This window comes from Dictyoglomus thermophilum H-6-12, from assembly GCF_000020965.1.
GTDB lineage: Bacteria > Dictyoglomota > Dictyoglomia > Dictyoglomales > Dictyoglomaceae > Dictyoglomus > Dictyoglomus thermophilum.
This window is the reverse complement of the sequence record NC_011297.1, coordinates 1169129-1187609: the sequence shown is the minus strand read 5'-3', so window position 1 is coordinate 1187609 and position 18481 is coordinate 1169129. Positions and strand designations below refer to the sequence as shown.

General features: G+C 34.0%; 20 protein-coding genes. All 20 read left to right on the top strand.

What is annotated here, in order from left to right:
- The first annotated feature begins 19 nt into the window (after window positions 1-19).
- The 20 genes from DICTH_RS05950 (at window position 20) to DICTH_RS05855 (ending at window position 18481) form a co-directional block, all read left to right on the top strand.
- Window positions 20-1711 (top strand): N-acetylmuramoyl-L-alanine amidase, encoded by a 1692-nt coding sequence (locus tag DICTH_RS05950; protein WP_041723258.1) that lies wholly within the window; start codon window positions 20-22, stop codon window positions 1709-1711.
- Window positions 1704-2504: a glutamate racemase gene (gene murI, locus DICTH_RS05945; protein ID WP_012547944.1), complete on the top strand. Its 801-nt coding sequence runs from the start codon at window positions 1704-1706 to the stop codon at window positions 2502-2504. The genes DICTH_RS05950 and murI overlap by 8 nt, the downstream gene beginning before the upstream one ends.
- On the top strand, window positions 2488-3585 hold the full coding sequence (locus DICTH_RS05940) for a M20/M25/M40 family metallo-hydrolase (RefSeq protein ID WP_012547527.1): 1098 nt from the start codon (window positions 2488-2490) through the stop codon (window positions 3583-3585). Before murI ends, DICTH_RS05940 begins: the two co-directional genes overlap by 17 nt.
- Before the next feature lie 5 nt (window positions 3586-3590).
- The gene (gene glmS / locus DICTH_RS05935; RefSeq protein WP_012548245.1) at window positions 3591-4004 is read left to right on the top strand and encodes a methylaspartate mutase subunit S; all 414 of its coding nucleotides are present in this window, start codon (window positions 3591-3593) and stop codon (window positions 4002-4004) included.
- A 4-nt stretch (window positions 4005-4008) separates the two neighbouring features.
- On the top strand, window positions 4009-5415 hold the full coding sequence (gene glmL / locus DICTH_RS05930) for a methylaspartate mutase accessory protein GlmL (protein ID WP_012547843.1): 1407 nt from the start codon (window positions 4009-4011) through the stop codon (window positions 5413-5415).
- Window positions 5384-6835: a methylaspartate mutase subunit E gene (locus DICTH_RS05925; RefSeq protein ID WP_012547019.1), complete on the top strand. Its 1452-nt coding sequence runs from the start codon at window positions 5384-5386 to the stop codon at window positions 6833-6835. Before glmL ends, DICTH_RS05925 begins: the two co-directional genes overlap by 32 nt.
- 14 nt (window positions 6836-6849) lie before the next feature.
- Window positions 6850-8103 (top strand): methylaspartate ammonia-lyase, encoded by a 1254-nt coding sequence (locus DICTH_RS05920; protein WP_012547215.1) that lies wholly within the window; start codon window positions 6850-6852, stop codon window positions 8101-8103.
- On the top strand, window positions 8096-9436 hold the full coding sequence (locus tag DICTH_RS05915) for an acyclic terpene utilization AtuA family protein (RefSeq protein WP_012547846.1): 1341 nt from the start codon (window positions 8096-8098) through the stop codon (window positions 9434-9436). Before DICTH_RS05920 ends, DICTH_RS05915 begins: the two co-directional genes overlap by 8 nt.
- Before the next feature lie 2 nt (window positions 9437-9438).
- Window positions 9439-9756: a DUF4387 domain-containing protein gene (locus DICTH_RS05910; protein ID WP_012548438.1), complete on the top strand. Its 318-nt coding sequence runs from the start codon at window positions 9439-9441 to the stop codon at window positions 9754-9756.
- Complete coding sequence (locus DICTH_RS05905) at window positions 9749-10591, top strand: fumarate hydratase (RefSeq protein ID WP_012547573.1); 843 nt, start codon at window positions 9749-9751, stop codon at window positions 10589-10591. Before DICTH_RS05910 ends, DICTH_RS05905 begins: the two co-directional genes overlap by 8 nt.
- Entirely contained in the window at window positions 10588-11112 is a 525-nt protein-coding gene (locus DICTH_RS05900) for a FumA C-terminus/TtdB family hydratase beta subunit (protein WP_012547821.1), read from the top strand. Before DICTH_RS05905 ends, DICTH_RS05900 begins: the two co-directional genes overlap by 4 nt.
- The gene (locus tag DICTH_RS05895) at window positions 11112-12050 is read left to right on the top strand and encodes a hypothetical protein (protein ID WP_012548380.1); all 939 of its coding nucleotides are present in this window, start codon (window positions 11112-11114) and stop codon (window positions 12048-12050) included. Before DICTH_RS05900 ends, DICTH_RS05895 begins: the two co-directional genes overlap by 1 nt.
- Window positions 12037-12759, top strand: coding sequence for a ribonuclease PH (gene rph, locus DICTH_RS05890; RefSeq protein ID WP_012547707.1), 723 nt, complete (start codon window positions 12037-12039; stop codon window positions 12757-12759). Before DICTH_RS05895 ends, rph begins: the two co-directional genes overlap by 14 nt.
- A gap of 2 nt (window positions 12760-12761) precedes the next feature.
- The gene (gene rdgB / locus DICTH_RS05885; RefSeq protein ID WP_012548051.1) at window positions 12762-13379 is read left to right on the top strand and encodes an RdgB/HAM1 family non-canonical purine NTP pyrophosphatase; all 618 of its coding nucleotides are present in this window, start codon (window positions 12762-12764) and stop codon (window positions 13377-13379) included.
- On the top strand, window positions 13376-13753 hold the full coding sequence (locus DICTH_RS05880) for a RidA family protein (RefSeq protein WP_012547454.1): 378 nt from the start codon (window positions 13376-13378) through the stop codon (window positions 13751-13753). The genes rdgB and DICTH_RS05880 overlap by 4 nt, the downstream gene beginning before the upstream one ends.
- A gap of 40 nt (window positions 13754-13793) precedes the next feature.
- Window positions 13794-14474 carry a rhomboid family intramembrane serine protease gene (locus DICTH_RS05875; RefSeq protein WP_012548693.1) on the top strand — a complete coding sequence of 227 codons (681 nt, stop codon included), beginning with the start codon at window positions 13794-13796 and terminating at the stop codon, window positions 14472-14474.
- An 18-nt stretch (window positions 14475-14492) separates the two neighbouring features.
- Window positions 14493-15338: an SDH family Clp fold serine proteinase gene (locus tag DICTH_RS05870; protein ID WP_012547327.1), complete on the top strand. Its 846-nt coding sequence runs from the start codon at window positions 14493-14495 to the stop codon at window positions 15336-15338.
- A gap of 95 nt (window positions 15339-15433) precedes the next feature.
- On the top strand, window positions 15434-16471 hold the full coding sequence (gene hrcA, locus DICTH_RS05865; protein WP_236608253.1) for a heat-inducible transcriptional repressor HrcA: 1038 nt from the start codon (window positions 15434-15436) through the stop codon (window positions 16469-16471).
- Window positions 16468-17223 (top strand): RsmE family RNA methyltransferase, encoded by a 756-nt coding sequence (locus DICTH_RS05860; protein WP_236608252.1) that lies wholly within the window; start codon window positions 16468-16470, stop codon window positions 17221-17223. Before hrcA ends, DICTH_RS05860 begins: the two co-directional genes overlap by 4 nt.
- Before the next feature lie 4 nt (window positions 17224-17227).
- Complete coding sequence (locus DICTH_RS05855) at window positions 17228-18481, top strand: MiaB/RimO family radical SAM methylthiotransferase (RefSeq protein ID WP_012548439.1); 1254 nt, start codon at window positions 17228-17230, stop codon at window positions 18479-18481.

Below are 18481 nucleotides of genomic sequence, written 5' to 3'. Positions count from 1 at the left end.
AGGAAGCGTTATTAAGAGAATGCACTGTAGGAAATGGTCATTTGTTTTGTTTTTTATTTTGTTTTTACTAGTTAGCAATTATATCCTTGGTAATGAATTATCCTTTCTCGAAATCGACTATTTAGGAGAAAGAGTTAAAATTCTTACCACCCTTAAGGAGATAAATAACGATATTTATATTCCTTTACCCTTATTCTCTTCAACTTTTGGCTATTTTTATAAACAAATTGATGATAAAGTTTATTTCTACGAGTCTAATAATGAATTTTTCGTAGCTAAAATAGGAGAAAAAAAAGTATCTTTGTATGGAAAATCTGCAGCTCTGATAAATCCTCTTTTAAAAGAAGATAACACTGTCTATTTTCCTCTTTCTTCCTTCTATAGGCTTTTGGGATATAGAGTTTATCTGAAAAATAACATTCTTTACATAGTAAACGAATTATCTGGCGTGAAATATTCAAAGGGCGTATTAACGATAAATCTGAGAGGAAAATCCAAGATAAACTTTAACACTTTAAATTTAGACTCTCCTCCACGCTTTGTGTTAGATCTCCAAAGTGTAGTTTTTATTGACAACAAAGGAGAAGTGAAGTTAAATGATCCATACATAAAAAGTATAAGATATTCTCAGTTTACTGTGGCTCCATACGTAGTAAGAGTAGTCATCGAATTCAAGAAACAAGTTTTAGAACCGAATATAAAAAAGGAATTAGGAAAACTGATATTAGAATTTCCATTAAAATATGGGGGAGATGAAGAAAAAAATGATAGTAAAAATTTCGTGAAACTTTCTGATATGACATGGAAGGAGGAAGATAATACTTTAAATTTTTTTTTGATCTTTTCTGATACCTTTACCTATACTAAAAATTTCCTTCCTAACCCTCCAAGGTATTACTATGATGTCTTAGATGCTGAATCAGCACTAACATATACTAGTATCTCTATTCAGAAAGAACCTGTTAATTTAGTAAGAATCGGGGAAAAATTGGAAGATTCCCGTAAGCTGAGGATTGTTTTTGAAACATATACTGACACTGTTTATTTAACCGAAGAGGTATATTCAAATACGTTGAAGATTTCTTTTAGGATTCCTAAAAAAGAAGAAAACCTATCAAATAATAACTCCTTAACAGAGAAGAATTCTACTAGATATACGGTTTTTATTGATCCTGGACATGGGGGATCGGATCCTGGAGCAATATATGGAGATATTAAAGAGAAGGATATAAATCTCAAGGTTTCTTTAAAGCTTGCAGAAAAGCTAAGAAATAAAGGATATATAGTGTATATTCTTAGAGAAAATGATATTAGCTTATCTTTAGATGATAGAGTTAGTTTTATCAATAAGAAAATAAATTTGGATAATGTCCTGTTAGCTTCGTCAATTCTAATAAGTATACATACTAATGCTGCTTTTTCGTCTGATGTAAGAGGTATAGAAGTATGCTATGCTAATGATCTTTCGGAGGGTTTGGTAAAGACTATTGTTGATATTTTTAATTCTAATGGATTTGTAGTACGAAGGGCTATTAAGGGTAAGTTTTATGTTCTCTCTCGTGTGCCTATTCCTTCTGTTATTATTGAGATGGGATTTATTACTAATGATGTTGATAGAAGTTTATTATTAAATGAGGATTATCAAGACAAATTAATAGATAAAATAATAGAAGCAGTAGAAAAATATTTCGAGGGAGGTAAAAATGAGTAAAATAGGTATTTTAGATTCTGGTGTTGGTGGCCTTTCGGTTCTTAAGGAGGTTTACTTCAATAATTTAGCCGATGAAGTCTATTTTTTAGGGGATACAAAGTATTTTCCTTATGGGATTAAACCTGTAGAGTTTATTCAAGAAAGAGTTTTTGAAATAGTAAGTTTTTTTAAAAACTTTGGCGTGGAAGAGGTGATTGTGGCTTGTAATACCGCATCCTCAGTAGCTTATGATTTTCTGGTAGATAATTTTAGAGATATAAAAATTCATAGTATTGTGTTAGGAGCTATAGAGGGTATTAAAAGTTATACTTTTAAGAAAGTAGGAGTGTTAGCTACAAAAAGAACAAAAGAAAGTAATATATATCCTAACTTAATTCATGAAAGAATTTCAAAAAATGTTGAGGTTTATGTTCAGTCTTGCAGTGAGGGGCCTCTATTAGAAACTATTGAGAAAGGTATTGTAGAAGGTGAAATTATTGAAAAAGAAATAATAAAATGTACTGATCCTTTAGTAGAGAATGGTATTGAAGGACTTATTCTAGGATGTACTCATCTTCCCTTCATAAAAGGAGTAATTAAAAATCTGTACCCAAATCTCTTTATAGTTGATCCCTCTTTAGAGGTAGTAAGATTTTTAAGCAAAACTAACAGTATTGATGAGAAGAATGTGGAAATTTTTGTAACTGGCGAGGCTGAGGAATTCCAGGCTATTCTTAATAAACTCCTGGGGACTAACTGGACTGTTAAGAAAGTGTCTTTAGACAGGAGGGATATAAGTGTTATCAAAGGATAGATTAATTAATACTTTTATGGATTTGGTTAAGATTTCTTCTCTTTCCTTAAAAGAAGGAGATTTTTCCTCTTTTCTGAAAAGTAAACTTGAAGATTTAGGATTAAGAGTTGTGGAGGATAACGCTGGAAAGATTCTGGGTGGAAATTCTGGAAATTTATATGCTTATCTTGAGGGAGATGGAGATCCAATTCTAATTTCGGCTCATATGGATACTGTTTCTCCTGGAGAGAATATAAGTCCAAAGATAGCTAATGGATATATTGTGAGTGATGGAAATACGATCTTAGGGGCTGATGATAAAGCGGCAATATCAGCAATAATAGAAGCTTTACAAACTATAAGAGAAAGAAGTGAGAATACAAGAAGGGTTGAGTTTCTTTTTACCATCGGAGAGGAGATTGGGCTTGTTGGAGCTAAAAATGTAGATCGTTCTTTAATAAAGTCGCAAGAGGGTTATGTGTTTGATGGGGAAGGTGAAGTTGGGACTCTTATACTAAGGGCACCAACTCATGATAGGTTTTATCTTACTATTTATGGTAGAGCATCTCATGCAGGAACTTCGCCTGAGAAGGGTATAAATGCTATATTATTAGCCTCTGAATTTTTGCTTAAATTTTCTTGGGGAAGGGTCGATGATTTTACTACTGCGAACGTAGGGATTATAAGAGGTGGTAGAGCTACAAACATAGTGCCCGATGAGGTATATTTGGAAGGTGAATTTAGAAGTCTTAATGAGGATAGAATTTACTCTTTGTGGCAAGAATTTGAAGAAAAACTTCGTAAAATGATAGAAAAAGGTGCTAAATATGATTTAAGGAAAGAAAATCTTTACAAGGGATTTAGTATTGATGAAAATGAAGAGGTTGTAAGAAGGATAGTAAGAGTTTTAAATAACATGGGAAAGAAAGTTGAACTAACTTATACTATGGGTGGAAGTGATGCTAATATTTTAAACTCTTATGGAATAAGAACGATAAATGTAGGTATAGGAATGGAAAATGCACATTCTAAGGAAGAACGTATTAGTATAGATAATCTCTATGATACAGCAGTACTGATCTATAATCTTATAAGAGGGTGATTTATATGGGGGAGAGAACTGTTGTTTTAGGGGTTATTGGAGCAGATGTTCATGCTGTGGGATTGAGGATTCTTGATTATGTTTTAAGGAACGCAGGATTTGATGTGGTCAATATCGGAGTTCTATCTTCCCAAGAGGATTTTATAAAAGCTGCCATAGAATCTGGGGCGAGGGCTATTTTAGTCTCATCTCTTTATGGTCATGCAGAACTTGATTGTAGAGGATTTAAGGAAAAATTAAAAGAAGCAGGACTTGAAAATATAATTCTTTATATAGGTGGCAATCTTGGGGTAGGGCAAAAGGATTGGAGTGAAGTAGAAAGGAAGTTCAAAGATTTGGGATTTCATAGGGTTTATCCTCCCAAAACTTCTCCCGAAGAAGTAATTAGAGATTTGAAAAAAGATTTAGAATTGGAATAAAGATATGAAGGCATTAATATTTGATATTGGTAGTACCTTCACAAAAGGTGTGGCATACGATCTTGATAAGGGTGAAATTATAGGTAAAGCGAAACATCCTTCTACTGTGAATGAGGATGTGAATATAGGTTTAAGTAAAGTAATAGATGAAATAAAAGTCCAGACAGGATATGATATTAGAGACTTTGAGATAAAAAGAGCTACTAGTAGTGCTGCTGGAGGTTTAAAGATAGTTGCTATTGGACTTGTTCCTGATCTAACGGCTGAAGCTGCTAAAAAGGCTGCGCTTTCTGCAGGAGGAAAAGTATTAAAGGTGTATGCTTACGAACTTACTAAAGCTGATCTTGAAGAAATTTCCTCTTTAAAACCTGACATAATAATCCTTTCAGGTGGAACAGATGGTGGAAATCGCTATTATCCCCTGATAAATGCTAAAAAACTCTCTACCCTACCCTTAAATGTACCCTTTATTTATGCTGGAAATAAAGATTTAAGGGATGAGATAGAAAAAATTTTTAAAGGAAGTAATAAAGAAATATACATTACAGAAAATGTAATGCCAGAGTATGGTGTGATCAATATTGATAAAGTTCAAGAGCTGATTAGGGAGATTTTTCTTCGAAATATCATTCACGCAAAAGGACTTGATAAAGTTAAAGAAATTATCGAGGGTGTAGTAATGCCTACCCCTCTTGCAGTTTTAAAAGGTTTAGAAGTATTTGCGGATATTTATGGAGAAAGTTTACTTGTAGATGTAGGAGGAGCCACCACTGATGTTTGTTCTGTAGCTGAGGGAGCACCGACTCAGGCAGGAGTTGTGTGGAAGGGATTAAAAGATCCAAGAGTAAAGAGAAGTGTAGAAGGAGATCTTGGTGTAAGAGTTTCTGCTTTATCTCTATTGGAAGTAGTTGATGAGAAGGAGTTAAAGAGATTTTTAGATACATCAAGAATAAATCCTAAAGAGAAGGCATATTTCCTGACTAAGAATACTGGGTTTATACCTAAAGACAATGAGGATTTGTATTTTGACGCAGTACTTGCCTATTTTGCTGTAAAAATAAGTGTGGAAAGGCATGTGGGGCATATAGAAGTGGTCTATACTCCTATGGGGACTTTATATTTTCAATATGGAAAAGATTTGAGAGAAGTGAAAAATTTATTATTTACTGGTGGACCTTTAATCTATAATCCTCATAAAAAAATGATAATAAAAGGAGCTGTTTATTCCAAGGATGAACCTTTTGTTTTAAAACCTGTTTCTTCAGAGATATTTATTGATAAAGAATACATATTGTTCTCTATAGGTGTAATTTCTGAAATTGATAAAGAGAAGGCTAAAGAGCTTATTTATAGATATGTAGAGAAAATGGGGGATTATTATGGTTTTGAAGAACAAAAAATGGGATCATAATTATTTTCTAAAAATGAGAGAGGAAGTCTTAAATTCTTGGGAGACTGGAAAAGAGGTGAATTTTGAAGAAGCAGTATCATATTTAAAGTCATTACCTAAGGAGAAATATGCAGATTATGTTTTGAAAAAGGCTGATGAAGAAAAAAGAACCTTGTTACAACCTAGGGCAGGAGTTCCTATATTGAGAGAGCATATTCTTCTACTGCAATATCTTCAAAAAGAGGGTGGTGCAGATATATTACCTACTACTATTGATAGTTATACTAGACAAAATAGGTATAGGGAGGCTCAGATTGGCATTGAGGAAAGTTTAAGAGAAGGCAAGTCATTACTTAACGGTTTCCCAGCGGTAAATTATGGAGTTAAGGCCTGTAGAGAAATAATAGAAAGCGTTGATGTACCTGTAGAGATTAGACATGGAACGCCAGATGCAAGATTACTTGCAGAGATTACCTTGGCGGCTGGATTTACCTCTTTTGAGGGGGGCGGTATTACATACAATATTCCTTATGCTAAAGATGTCTCTTTAGAGAATTCTATTCTATATTGGCAATATGTAGATTACCTTGTGGGACTTTATGCTGAGAATGGTGTAATAATAAACAGAGAATCCTTTGGACCGTTGACAGGTACTCTTGTGCCTCCATCTATTTCTATAAGTATTGGGATTATAGAGGCTCTTTTTGCTGCTGAACAAGGGGTAAAAAGCTTTAGTGTAGGGTATGGGCAATGTGGAAATGTTATTCAGGATGCTGCTGCTATAAATGTGCTCGATAGATTAACAAAAGAGTATTTGGCAAGTTTTGGATATTATGATGTACATATTACTACCGTTTTACATCACTTTATGGGCGGTTTTCCAGAGGACGAAGCTAGAGCATATGCAGTAATAAGTTTGGGTACAATTCCTGCGGTATTATCAAAAGCTACAAAGATCATAGTAAAAACTCCTCAAGAGGCAGTAGGAATTCCATCAAAGGAAGCCAATGCGGCAGCTTTAAGGAATACAAGGCAGGTTCTGCAAATGTTAGATTGTCAAGATTTTATTGATAAAAATAAAGTTCAAGAAGAAGAATATATTATTGAGAGAGAAGTGAGAAGCATATTAAATACAGTATATTCTGTTGGAGAAGGGGATTTTGTATTAGGTACTGTGAGGGCTTTTGCTTCTGGTTTGCTTGATGTTCCCTTTGCTCCAAGTAGATTTACTCTTGGAAGAGTAATGCCGGTGAGAGACAACGAAGGAGCAGTAAGATTTTTTGATTTTGGAAATCTACCTTTTGATGAAGAGATAAAGAGTTTTCATAGGAAGAAACTGGAAGAAAGAGCTAAGTATGAAAAAAGGGAGATTAGTTTTCAGATGGTTTTAGATGATATATATGCTATAAGTAAAGGCAGACTTGTAGGAAGGCCTAGATAGTTAGGAGAATTGTCATGATTAAAGATGCTTTTTATTCGATAGGACTTTCAGGATTTTATTTTGATGATCAGAGGGCTATAAAAGCAGGAGCTAAAGAGGACGGTTTTGCTTATAGAGGAGTTCCTTTAACCTCAGGATATGAGGCTGTAAGGCAAAAAGGGGAGAGTATATCAGTAATGTTATTTCTTGATGATGGTCAAATTGCTTTTGGGGATTGTGCTGCTATTCAATATTCAGGAGCAGGAGGAAGAGAACCACTATTTAAGGCAAGGGATTTAGCAAAAGATTTGGAAAAAGTGGTTTTTCCGTTTCTTATGAATGAGAAGTGGAGTAGTTTTAGAGAGATGTGTCAAAAATTAGAGGATTTGAGGGTTAATGGAAAGAAGCTTCATACTGCTATAAGATATGGGGTTTCCCAAGTTATTCTTGATACTTTTGCAAAATATTACAAGAAAACAATGACAGAAATTATTAGAGATGAGTATTCACTAAATTTTGAAATTAAAAAAGTTCCAATCTTTGCTCAGTCAGGAGATGAGAGGTATATCAATGCAGATAAGATGATCCTTAAGCGGGTAGATGTTTTACCTCATGCTCTTATTAATAATGTAGAGACAAAATTAGGATGGCGAGGGGAAAAATTGATTGAATACTTAGGATGGTTAAAAGAAAGAGTAAGAATTTTAGGAGGCGATAATTATTATCCTGTATTTCATATAGATGTTTATGGGACTATAGGAATTGCTTTTCAATACAATGTAGATGAGATAGCGGAATATCTTGGTAGACTTGAAAAAATTTGTTATCCTTATAAGTTGAGAATTGAAGGCCCTGTGGATATGGAAAGTAAAGAGTTGCAAATAGAATTTTTAAGCAAACTTAGAAAAAAATTAAAGGAGAAAGGTATAAAGGTAGATATTGTGGCAGATGAATGGTGCAATAGTTTGAATGATATTAAAGATTTCATAAAGGCAGAAGCTGTAGATATGATCCAGATAAAGACTCCTGTATTAGGTAGCATACACAACTCTATTGAGGCTGTTCTTTATTGCAAGGAAAACAATATAGGGGCATATTTAGGCGGTAGTTGTAACGAAACTGATAGATCTGCTCAAGTTTCTGTCCATGTTGCATTAGCAACTCAGGCGGACCAAATATTGGCAAAGCCAGGAATGGGTGTAGATGAGGGGCTTATGATTGTTTACAATGAGATGATGAGAACTTTAAGGATATTGAAGAGGAAAGGACTAAATGTAATAGATGATTAAAATATTCTCTCCTACAGCTATTTTAGGCTACGGTTTTCCTGAAGAGACTTACTATAAGGCTTTTTCAGAAAAGCCAGATGTTATAGCTGTGGACGCAGGTTCAACGGATCCTGGGCCTTATTATTTAGGAAAAGGCATTTCTTTTGTTGACAGAGAAGCTACCAAAAGAGATTTAGAGTATTTAATAAAAATGTCTTTAAAACTTGATATTCCATTACTAGTTGGAAGTTCGGGGGGATGTGGTACAAAGTCTTCCTTAGATTGGACCTTTGATATAGTCAAGGAGATTTTAGAAGCTAATAATCTTAAGGCTAAAATTGCTAAAATATATAGCGATGTTGATAAAAATATTGTCAGAAAAGCCATATTAGAAAATAAAATTAGAGAACTTGATGGATCATCAAAGCTGACTTTAGAAGGTCTTGACGGTATAACTAATATTGTAGCGCAAATAGGTATTTCACCTTTTATCGAAGCTTATGAAAAAGGTGTAAATATTATCTTAGCTGGAAGAAGCTACGATCCAGCACCCTTTTCCGCAATTCCAATTTATAAAGGATATTCAAAAGGTCTTTCATATCATTTAGGAAAAATTCTTGAGTGTGGAGCGATTGCTGCCGAACCTGGTAGTGGAAGGGATGGACTTATGGGGGTCATTTTTGAGGACCATTTTGAGGTTTATCCTTTGAATGAAAATAGAAGATGTACTGTTCTGTCAGTTGCTGCTCATACTTTATATGAAAAGAGTGATCCTTATCATCTGGTCGGTCCTGATGGAATTATTGATCTTACCCAATCAGTGTTTATACAGAAAGATGATAGAACTGTTTTGGTAAAAGGATCGAAATTTGTAGAGTTTGAAGAAAAATGGATTAAAATAGAAGGAGCGAAGTATCTTGGTATAAGAGGAGTATGTATAGCAGGTGTTAGGGATCCTATCATGATTTCTCAAATAGATGAGGTCTTAGAAAAACAAAAAATTCTTTTAAAAGAAAATTTTAAAACCCTAAATGAAGATTATAATATATTTTTCCACGTTTATGGAAAAAATGGTGTTATGGGGGATTGGGAAAAAGAAAAAAAATTGTCTCATGAGCTTGGTATTGTCATTGAAGTTGTTGGTAAAGATCAAGACCATGTGAAAACAATAGTTGGTTTTTTGAGGTCTTCGCTTCTTCATTATGGGTATGAAAATAGAATTTCTACTGCTGGAAATCTTGCTTTTCCTTTCTCTCCCTCAGAGACTATTTGGGGGGAAGTCTATGAATTTGGAATCTACCATCTCATAAAACCTGAAGATTGTGAATTTCCCATAAAGATTGTAGAGGTTTAGTTATGAGATATAAGTTAATGGATTTAGCAAAAGTAATACGTACTAAAAATAGTGGTCCTTTCATATTGACTATAGATATCATCTTCAAGGATCCCCATATATATCACAAGCTAAAAGAGCTAGATTATTTTTCAAAAAAGTGGTGGGCTGAGATTTATGGAATAGATATAGAAGATGTTATTTCTGTAATATATTTTGATCCTGTAAATGCTGTGAAGGCTAATATAAAAAGGAAGGTTCCGTCAGGAAGTCCAGGTGATACTGACGTATATGGTGCGCAGCAACATGCTCCCCTTTTAGGGGTGGAATTAGATGTTTAGAGTAATCACTCAAGAAGAAATCTATAAAGAGCTGGTGAAGTTAATAGAAGAAATAAATTTTTCCCTTCCTAAGGATGTAGAGAGCGCTTTGGTAGAGGCAAGGAAGAAAGAAGATAACAAAAATGCTCAGATCGTTCTTGATATTCTTATAGAAAACTCGAAAATTGCAAAAGAGAAGAAACTTCCTTTATGTCAGGATTGTGGAATGGTGGTAGCATTTGTAGAAATTGGTAGAGAATTATGTATTAGTGGGAGTATAGAAGATGTTATAAATAATGCGGTAAGAACGGTTTATGTGAATGATTTTCTTAGAAAATCTGTAGTTAAGGATCCTTTAAGAAGGATTAATACAGAAGATAATACTCCTGCTGTTATTCACTATGATATAGTTAATGGGAATAAGTTAAGGATATACGTATTGATTAAAGGTTTTGGTAGCGAGAATGCAAGCGCGGTAAAGAATTTGCTTCCTACCATATCAAGAGAAGAGTTAATGGATGAGATCGTAGACCATGTAAGGTTATTTGGTCCTAATGCTTGTCCACCTTTAATTGTTGGGGTTGGAATAGGTGGTACTTTAGAAAAGGCTGCAATTTTATCTAAAAAAGCATTGTTAAGACCTATTGGAGAGCATAATCAAGATCCTTTTTGGGCTTCTTTTGAGGATGATCTCTTAGAGAGAATAAATGCTCTCGGTATAGGTCCTGGTGGACTTGGGGGTAAAACTACGGCATTAGCGGTAAATGTAGAGATTTATCCTGTGCACATTGCAGGATTTACTCTTGCTATAAGTCTTCAATGTTGTGCAGTAAGGCATGGGTGGATTGAGCTATGAAAAAGATTCATCTTCCTGAAGATATTGGTAAGTTAGAGGAAATTAGCGTAGGAGAGTGGATATTGTTAAACGGAGCATTGTATTCTGCAAGAGATCAGGCTTGTAAGAGGATCGTAGATATGCTAGAAAAGGGGCTGAAGCCTCCTATTAATCTAAAAGATATTATTATTTACCATATGGGACCTTCGCCTGCACCTCCTGGTAGGGTGGTTGGATCTGCAGGTCCTACTACGAGTAAAAGAATGGACCCTTTTGTGGCAAAGCTTATGAAAAATGGAGTGAAAGGTTTTATTGGGAAAGGCTTAAGGGGTAGAGAAGTAATAGAAGCAATCAGAAAATATAAGGGTTTTTATCTTGTAACAGTAGGGGGAGCTGGCGCTTATTTAGGGGATAGAATCAAAAGTATGAAAGTTGTGGCTTTTCCTGAACTTGGTCCTGAAGCTGTTTACTATTTAGAGGTTCTTGATTTCCCTGTTTTGATGGCTATTGATTCTAAAGGGAATTCTTTCTGGGAGATTTGATGATACATCCTAAGGTTCTACTGAGGGAAGCAGTTTATTATGCTCCAAGAGGGGAAGCTCGTCTTCAGCTTCTTGGGTCTGTTATTGGTCAAAATTTTCTATCCCACGAAGATAAATTGATAGGATTAATAGGTGATTCTGGTTCAGGCAAATCTCTTTTAATTAGAGGAATGTTCCCTGGGCTTAATTTAACAAATGATGATGAGGGAGTATATAGAAGACCTTTACCTCTTCTTGAGGATTATGAGAGGGGAAAATTTTATGAATATATATATCATGTCGATATAAGATTCGAATTGGCCTTTTATCCTATATATCTCATAGCCGAGGCAATTTTGAAAGCATTAGAGGAAGATAAAAAAATTGTCTGTGAACATTTTGAGTTGATTTATCCTTATATAAAAAGAAATGCGGATCTACTTATAGGTATAGGTGAGGAAGTTATTGTCTCAAGGCCAAATATTTTTGGTCCTTTACCAGAAGATATTGTTAAAATTGTTTTTACTTCTTTGAAGTATAGGTTACAAGCCCATACTGCTGAGGATCTAACGGGAATGGTCTTAGAAGATCATGGGTATTTTCGTTATATTGAAGGGCATAGCGATGTTAGACATGGATTTGTAATAAGATTGAGAGAAAAAATTAAGATAGATCCCTCTGAAATAGAAGAAGAGGTTAAAAAATACATTGAGAGTGGTATAGAAGTGTCTTATGTGGATAGGCAGCATATTAAGATAGGTGATCGTATTATATCCTGTACAGGTCCAAGACTACATGTAAAAAATACGAAGGAGATAAGAGAGTTTTGTCTATATCCTGATCTTATCTTTGATGAAGAAGAGGGAGATTACTTGCTCGTTGGATTCGTTGATATAGAGGAATATGATAAAATAGTTAATAAACTTAAAGAAAGGGAAGGTAGATATGATAAGGATTGATAAAAGATCTAATGTAGATTTAAGGCCTGTAAAGATAACGCGAAAATATTTGAAATACCCCTTAGGTTCTGTCTTAATTGAGATGGGAGAAACAAAAGTTATATGCACGGTCTCTATGGAAGAGAAGGTGCCTCCGTTTCTCAAAGGTACAAACCAAGGTTGGCTAACAGCTGAATATGGAATGCTTCCTGGCTCAACCCCAGAGAGAAAAGTTAGAGATGTAGTTAAAGGAGTAATTAATGGAAGATCTCAAGAAATTCAGAGACTCATAGGTAGGTCGTTAAGGGCAGTTATTGACTTTAGTAAGCTTGGTGAGAGAACAATATGGATTGATACTGATGTAATTCAAGCAGATGGAGGTACAAGAACTGCTGCTATAACAGGTGCTTTTGTAGCCCTTTATGATGCTTTAGAGAAACTAAAGAGAGATGGAGTTATAAAAGAGATACCTATAAAAGAATTTGTGGCTGCTGTGAGTGTTGGAATTGTAGATGGTGAAATACTTCTTGACCTTTCTGCTAATGAGGATATGAGAGCAGAAGTTGATATGAATGTAGTTATGACAGAGAGTGGTAAGTTTGTTGAAATTCAAGGAACAGCTGAAAAGACTCCTTTTACTTACGAGCAACTTCAGCAGATGCTTAACCTTGCTAAACAGGGTATTATGAAGTTAATTGAGATACAAAAGAAGGCTCTTGGTCTTTTGTAGGTATGGATAAGAGAATTATTGTATTAGCAACAAAAAATGAAGGTAAAGTGAGAGAGATATTAGAGATTCTTTCTGAATATAAAGATCAAATAAAAACTTTGAAAGAATTGGAATTTGATATGGATCTTCCTGAAGAAACAGGAAAAAGTTATGAAGAGAATGCTTTTATTAAAGCAAAATATGTTGCTGAGATTACGGGCTATCCTGTAATTGCTGAGGATTCAGGTCTTGAAATTGACGCTCTACAAGGGGAATTAGGGATTTATTCCGCAAGATTTGGTGGAAATGTGGGATATAAAGAAAAGATAAGTCTGGTTTTAGAGAAGATGAAAGATACTCCTTGGGAAGATAGAAAAGCAAGATTTATATGTAAAGCTGTATTTTATGATATGAAAGAGGATGTAAAAATCATCACGGGAGGAAAAGTAGAAGGATATATTGCCTATGAGCCAAAAGGTGAAAAGGGGTTTGGTTATGACCCTATATTTTATTTTCCGCTTCTTGATAAAACTTTTGGAGAAATAGACAAGTCTGAGAAAAATAAATACAGCCATAGATTTTTGGCTTTTAGTAAGTTAAAATTATTTTTAGATGCTTATTGTAAAGGGGGTAAAATATGAAAGAGATAATTTCAACTTCTAAGGCTCCTGCTGCTATTGGTCCCTATTCTCAAGGAGTGAAAGTTGGAAATATGGTTTTCATTTCTGGGCAAATTCCTATTGATCCAGAAACAGGAAATATAGTAGAAGGGGGGATAAAGGAACAGACAAGGAGAGTTTTGGAAAATATAAAGGCTATATTAGAATCTATAGGTGGAAGTCTAAACAATATAGTAAAAACTACCGTATTTATGGTGGATTTATCAGAATTCTCTGAGATGAATGAGGTTTATAAAGAATATTTTTCCAGTAATTTTCCGGCAAGATCAACTGTACAAGTTTCCGCTTTACCTAAGAATGTAAAAATTGAAATTGAAGCAATAGCGATTTTTTAAGTTTGCTAAGCTTTATTGAAGCGAGGTTAAAATAAGACAAATGATTCCTTTAAAAGATGATGTTCCATCAAGAAGGTATCCTATAGTTAATACAATTCTTCTTATTTCAAATATTCTTGTATTTTTATGGGAAATCTCTTTGCCACAAAGGGTTTTGGAAAACATAATATTTAAATATGGTGTGATACCTTATAGGTTTTTTAACATAGCTCTGCTTCCGCATGGTATTTTAACCCTTTTTACTTCTATGTTTCTACATGGTGGGTGGTCTCATGTTATTGGTAATATGCTTTATCTGTATATCTTTGGAGATAATGTGGAGGATGCTATGGGACACTTTAGATATTTAATTTTTTATCTTTTGTCAGGAATTTTAGCAGGAATAACTCAGGTCTTTTTCAGTAGTAATCCTTATATTCCCGCTATAGGAGCAAGTGGAGCAATAGCAGGGGTTTTGGGAGCCTATATGAGATATTTCCCTTTAGCAAGAGTTTTGACCATTACTTTCTTTATTTTCTTTATTGATTTTATTTACATTCCTGCATTTTTGTATATAGGACTTTGGTTTTTACTTCAGGTTTCCTCAGGTTTATTTTCGCTCTTAATTGATATTAGCGGGGGTATAGCTTGGTGGGCACATATTGGGGGGTTTGTGTTTGGTTTTATTTTAGCGAAATATTTTAGAAGAAGAAAATATTGGTTTTATTATTACTTAGGTTAGAAGAGGAGGTGTTTTTGAATGGGTTTTTGGGATATTTTTTGGATCATATTTATATTAAGCAGTCTTTCTCCGATAGTCAGACAAAGAGTGATAGAGGCTGAAAGGTTTCGTCTAATTCAGACTCTTGAGAAAAAAAGAGGATCAAGGGTTATAACCCTTATACATAGGCAAGAAACTATGAACTTTTTAGGTATTCCCATCGCAAGATATATTAATATTGAGGATTCAGAAGAAGTTTTGAGAGCTATAAGATTGACTCCTGAGGATATGCCTATCGATTTAATTTTACATACTCCAGGTGGATTAGTCTTGGCGGCTGAGCAGATAGCTCATGCATTAAAGAATCATAAAGGTAAAGTTACTGTTTTTGTACCTCATTATGCTATGTCAGGAGGTACATTTATAGCTCTTGCAGCAGATGAAATTGTAATGGATGAGAATGCAGTTCTTGGTCCTGTGGATCCTCAACTTGGAGAGTATCCTGCTGCATCGATTTTAAATGCTATTAATAAAAAAGGAGTGGAGAAGGTTGAGGATAAGACCCTAATTCTTGGAGATGTGGCAGAAAAGGCAATTAGACAAGTGAAGGAATCGGTTTTTGAATTGTTAAAAGATAAAATGTCTGAAGAAAAAGCAAAAGAGATTGCAGAAATTCTTTCTACAGGTACCTGGACTCATGATTATCCTATAACGGTTGAAGAGGCTCAAAAATTAGGTCTTCCAGTAAAAGTTGGTTTGCCAAAAGAAATTTATGCTCTTATGAGTTTGTATCCTCAATCTCCTGGAACAAGACCTTCTGTTCAGTATATTCCTGTACCTTATCAACCTTATAAAGGAGGTAGTACACCTAAACAAAGTACATAATTTTTAAAATTTATAACTATTATCAATTACTATTGACATATAGTAAAATTAAGTGCTAATATTTTATTGGATATTTTAGCAATTGAATAAGGAGAGTGCTAAATTTGTTAGACGAAAGAAAAAAGATTATATTAAAAATAACTGTAAAAGATTATATAGAATCGGCTCATCCAGTAAGCTCAAGGGTACTAGCTAAGAAGTACCTATTGGGGTGGAGTCCAGCTACTATACGTAATGAAATGGCAGATCTTGAGGAAGAAGGGTACTTGATACAGCCTCATACTTCGGCTGGAAGAATTCCTTCAGATAGAGGTTATAGGTTCTATGTGGATTTTTTGCTGGATGGGTACGAATTACATGAGGAAGATGTTAAGATCGCAAATAGTATAATCTTTTCGGTTCTTGATTGGGAGAGTCTTCTTAGAAAAGTGGCTGAATTAATGTCTGAAAGGACGTCTTTTATTGGGGTTGTTTTGTACCCACAATTAAGGGAGGCAACTCTTAAGAAGATAGAGTTCGTAGATTTGAGAGAAGAGACTGTAGTTATTATCGTAACCACCTCAACAGGTGTAGTTAAGGAAAAAATTATAAAATTATCAACTCCTATTACGGAAGATGAGTTGCAAAAGGTAAAGTTAGAGTTGAATAGAAAATTTGGAAATAAAGAATTACAAAAAATATATTGGGATTTAGATAGAGAGAGTAAAAAACTTAGCATTCCTTCCGAGATTATTAAAACATTAAAAGATATATTAAAAGAGCTAATTTATGCAGGAAAAGAAGAAGGAGTATTTGTAGCTGGACTTTCTAAAATCTTAAATCATTTAGAATTTCAGGATATTAACAAAGTAAAAACTTTAGTAGATGTATTAGAAGAAGAAAAAACTCTATCATCTTTATTGTTCACTGCTTTTTTGAATAAGGGGCTTACCATACTTATTGGACAGGAGATAAATATTCCAGAGCTCAGTGATTGTAGTGTTATAACTACGATTTATTCCTTAGGCGAGAATATTACTGGGTCTATAGGGATGATAGGACCTAAGAGAATGAAATATGAAAGAATGCTTGCTTTTGTAGAATTGATCGGTAAGACTCTATCAGAGAAGCTTACGCAGATTTTGGGTGAATGATTGATAGTATGTCACCTACGTTTTTTGCCACTTCTTTTAAAGAACCAGACTTACTTTATATAGAGGACAAAGAGGATATTTTTCATCTTGTTAATGTTTTAAGAGTAAGAGAAGGAGAAAAAATCAATGTAAATTACAACTTAAAAATATATGAGACTTATGTAGAAAGAATAGAAAAAGACAAGATAGTATGCAGAATTATAGGGGAGTTGGAGGATAAAGAATCTAATGTTGAGGTCTATCTGTGTCAAAGTCTACCTAAGAGAGAATCCTGGGAAATTATTTTAGAAAAATGTACCGAAATTGGAGTTGTAGGTTTTATTCCTTTACAAACTCAAAGGAGTATTGTAAACTTATCAAAAGACGGCTTAGTCAAAAAATATGAAAGATGGAATAAGATCATAAGAGAAGCAGTTAAACAGTGTGGAAGGAATAGGTTGCCATTATTGTATCAAGTTAAGAGTTTGGAAGAGTGTTTAAGTTTAGCAAGGGAAAAAGATTTTGATATAGTGGTTGCGTGGGAAGGGGCCGAATTAGGTTTAAAAGATATTATGAATAGGAGAGAAATTAAAGATAAGATTTTTCTTTTTATAGGTCCAGAGGGAAGTTTCGCTGATGAAGAAATTGAGCTCATGAAGAAATACGGAGGTATTTTTTTTAATATGGGACCGAGAATACTGAAGGTTGAAACAGCCGCAATCGTAGCTTCAGCTCTCCTTCTCTATGAGAAAGGAGGCTTAGGCTTAATTTAATATCTTGAGAAAGATTGCTTTTTATACTTTTGGGTGTAAGGTAAATCAATATGAAACTGAGCATTTAAAAATATTGGCAAGGAATTTAGGCTTCGAAGTTGTTCCATTTGGACAAAAAGCTGATTTAATATTCATAAATAGTTGTGCTGTAACTCATGTAGCTGAGAGAAAAGCAAGAAGGCTAATTAATTTTATTAAAAATCATTTCCCTGAGGCTAAAATTATCCTTGCAGGATGTTATTCTGAAAGACTCAAATTATCTTCAGAAATTATTCCTGTAGATTTAATACTGGATAATAAAGAGAAATGGAGATTTTTTGGGGGAGATGAGAATTCAGGTTTTGTTAGTTCAGAAGATCGAGCGAGGGCAATTCTGAAGATTCAAGATGGTTGTAATAATTTTTGCTCATACTGTATAGTGCCCTATTTAAGAGGTAGAGAGAGGAGTAAACCCTTAGATAAAGTAGTTGAGGAAGCAAAGAAACTTGTTGAGAGTGGTTTTAAGGAAATTATTCTAACAGGTATAAGATTGGGGACTTATGGAAGCGATTGGGGAGATAAGGATGCTCTTTATAAACTTCTTTTAAATCTTTTTGAAATAGATGGATTAGCAAAAATAAGATTGAGTTCTATAGAGCCTATGGATATCACAGAAAATCTTATAGAACTTGCAGATCATCCTAAGTTGTGTAAACATTGGCATATACCTCTCCAAAGTGGTGATGATGATATTTTGAAAAAGATGAATAGAAGATATGATACAAAATATTTTGAAAATATTATCTATAAACTAAGAGAAAAGGTGCCTAATATAGCTATCACTACCGACATAATAGTAGGTTATCCTGAGGAGAGTGAAGAAAATTTCAACAATACTTATCTTTTTGCGGAAAAAATAGGTTTTATGAGAATACATGTATTTCCTTTTTCGCCACGTCCTTTTACTAAGGCGTATGATCTTAAGCCTTTGCCTTATGAAATAATTACAAAAAGAAAAGAAAAATTGATAAAATTAAGTAGCAAGTTATGGAAAACATATGTAAGTAAATTCTTAGGTAAAGAAATAGAGGTGATGGTTGAGGAAAAAGAAGGAGATGTGTACAGGGGTACCACTGAAAATTATATAAAAGTAGAGTTTAAGAGTAATCTGTTATTGAAAGAGGGTGATTATACAAAGGTAAGATTATTGACGATAGATGAAGAGAATGAGAAAGTGTTAGGTGAGCATTTAGAAAGCAAAGTAAAAGCTAAATTATAA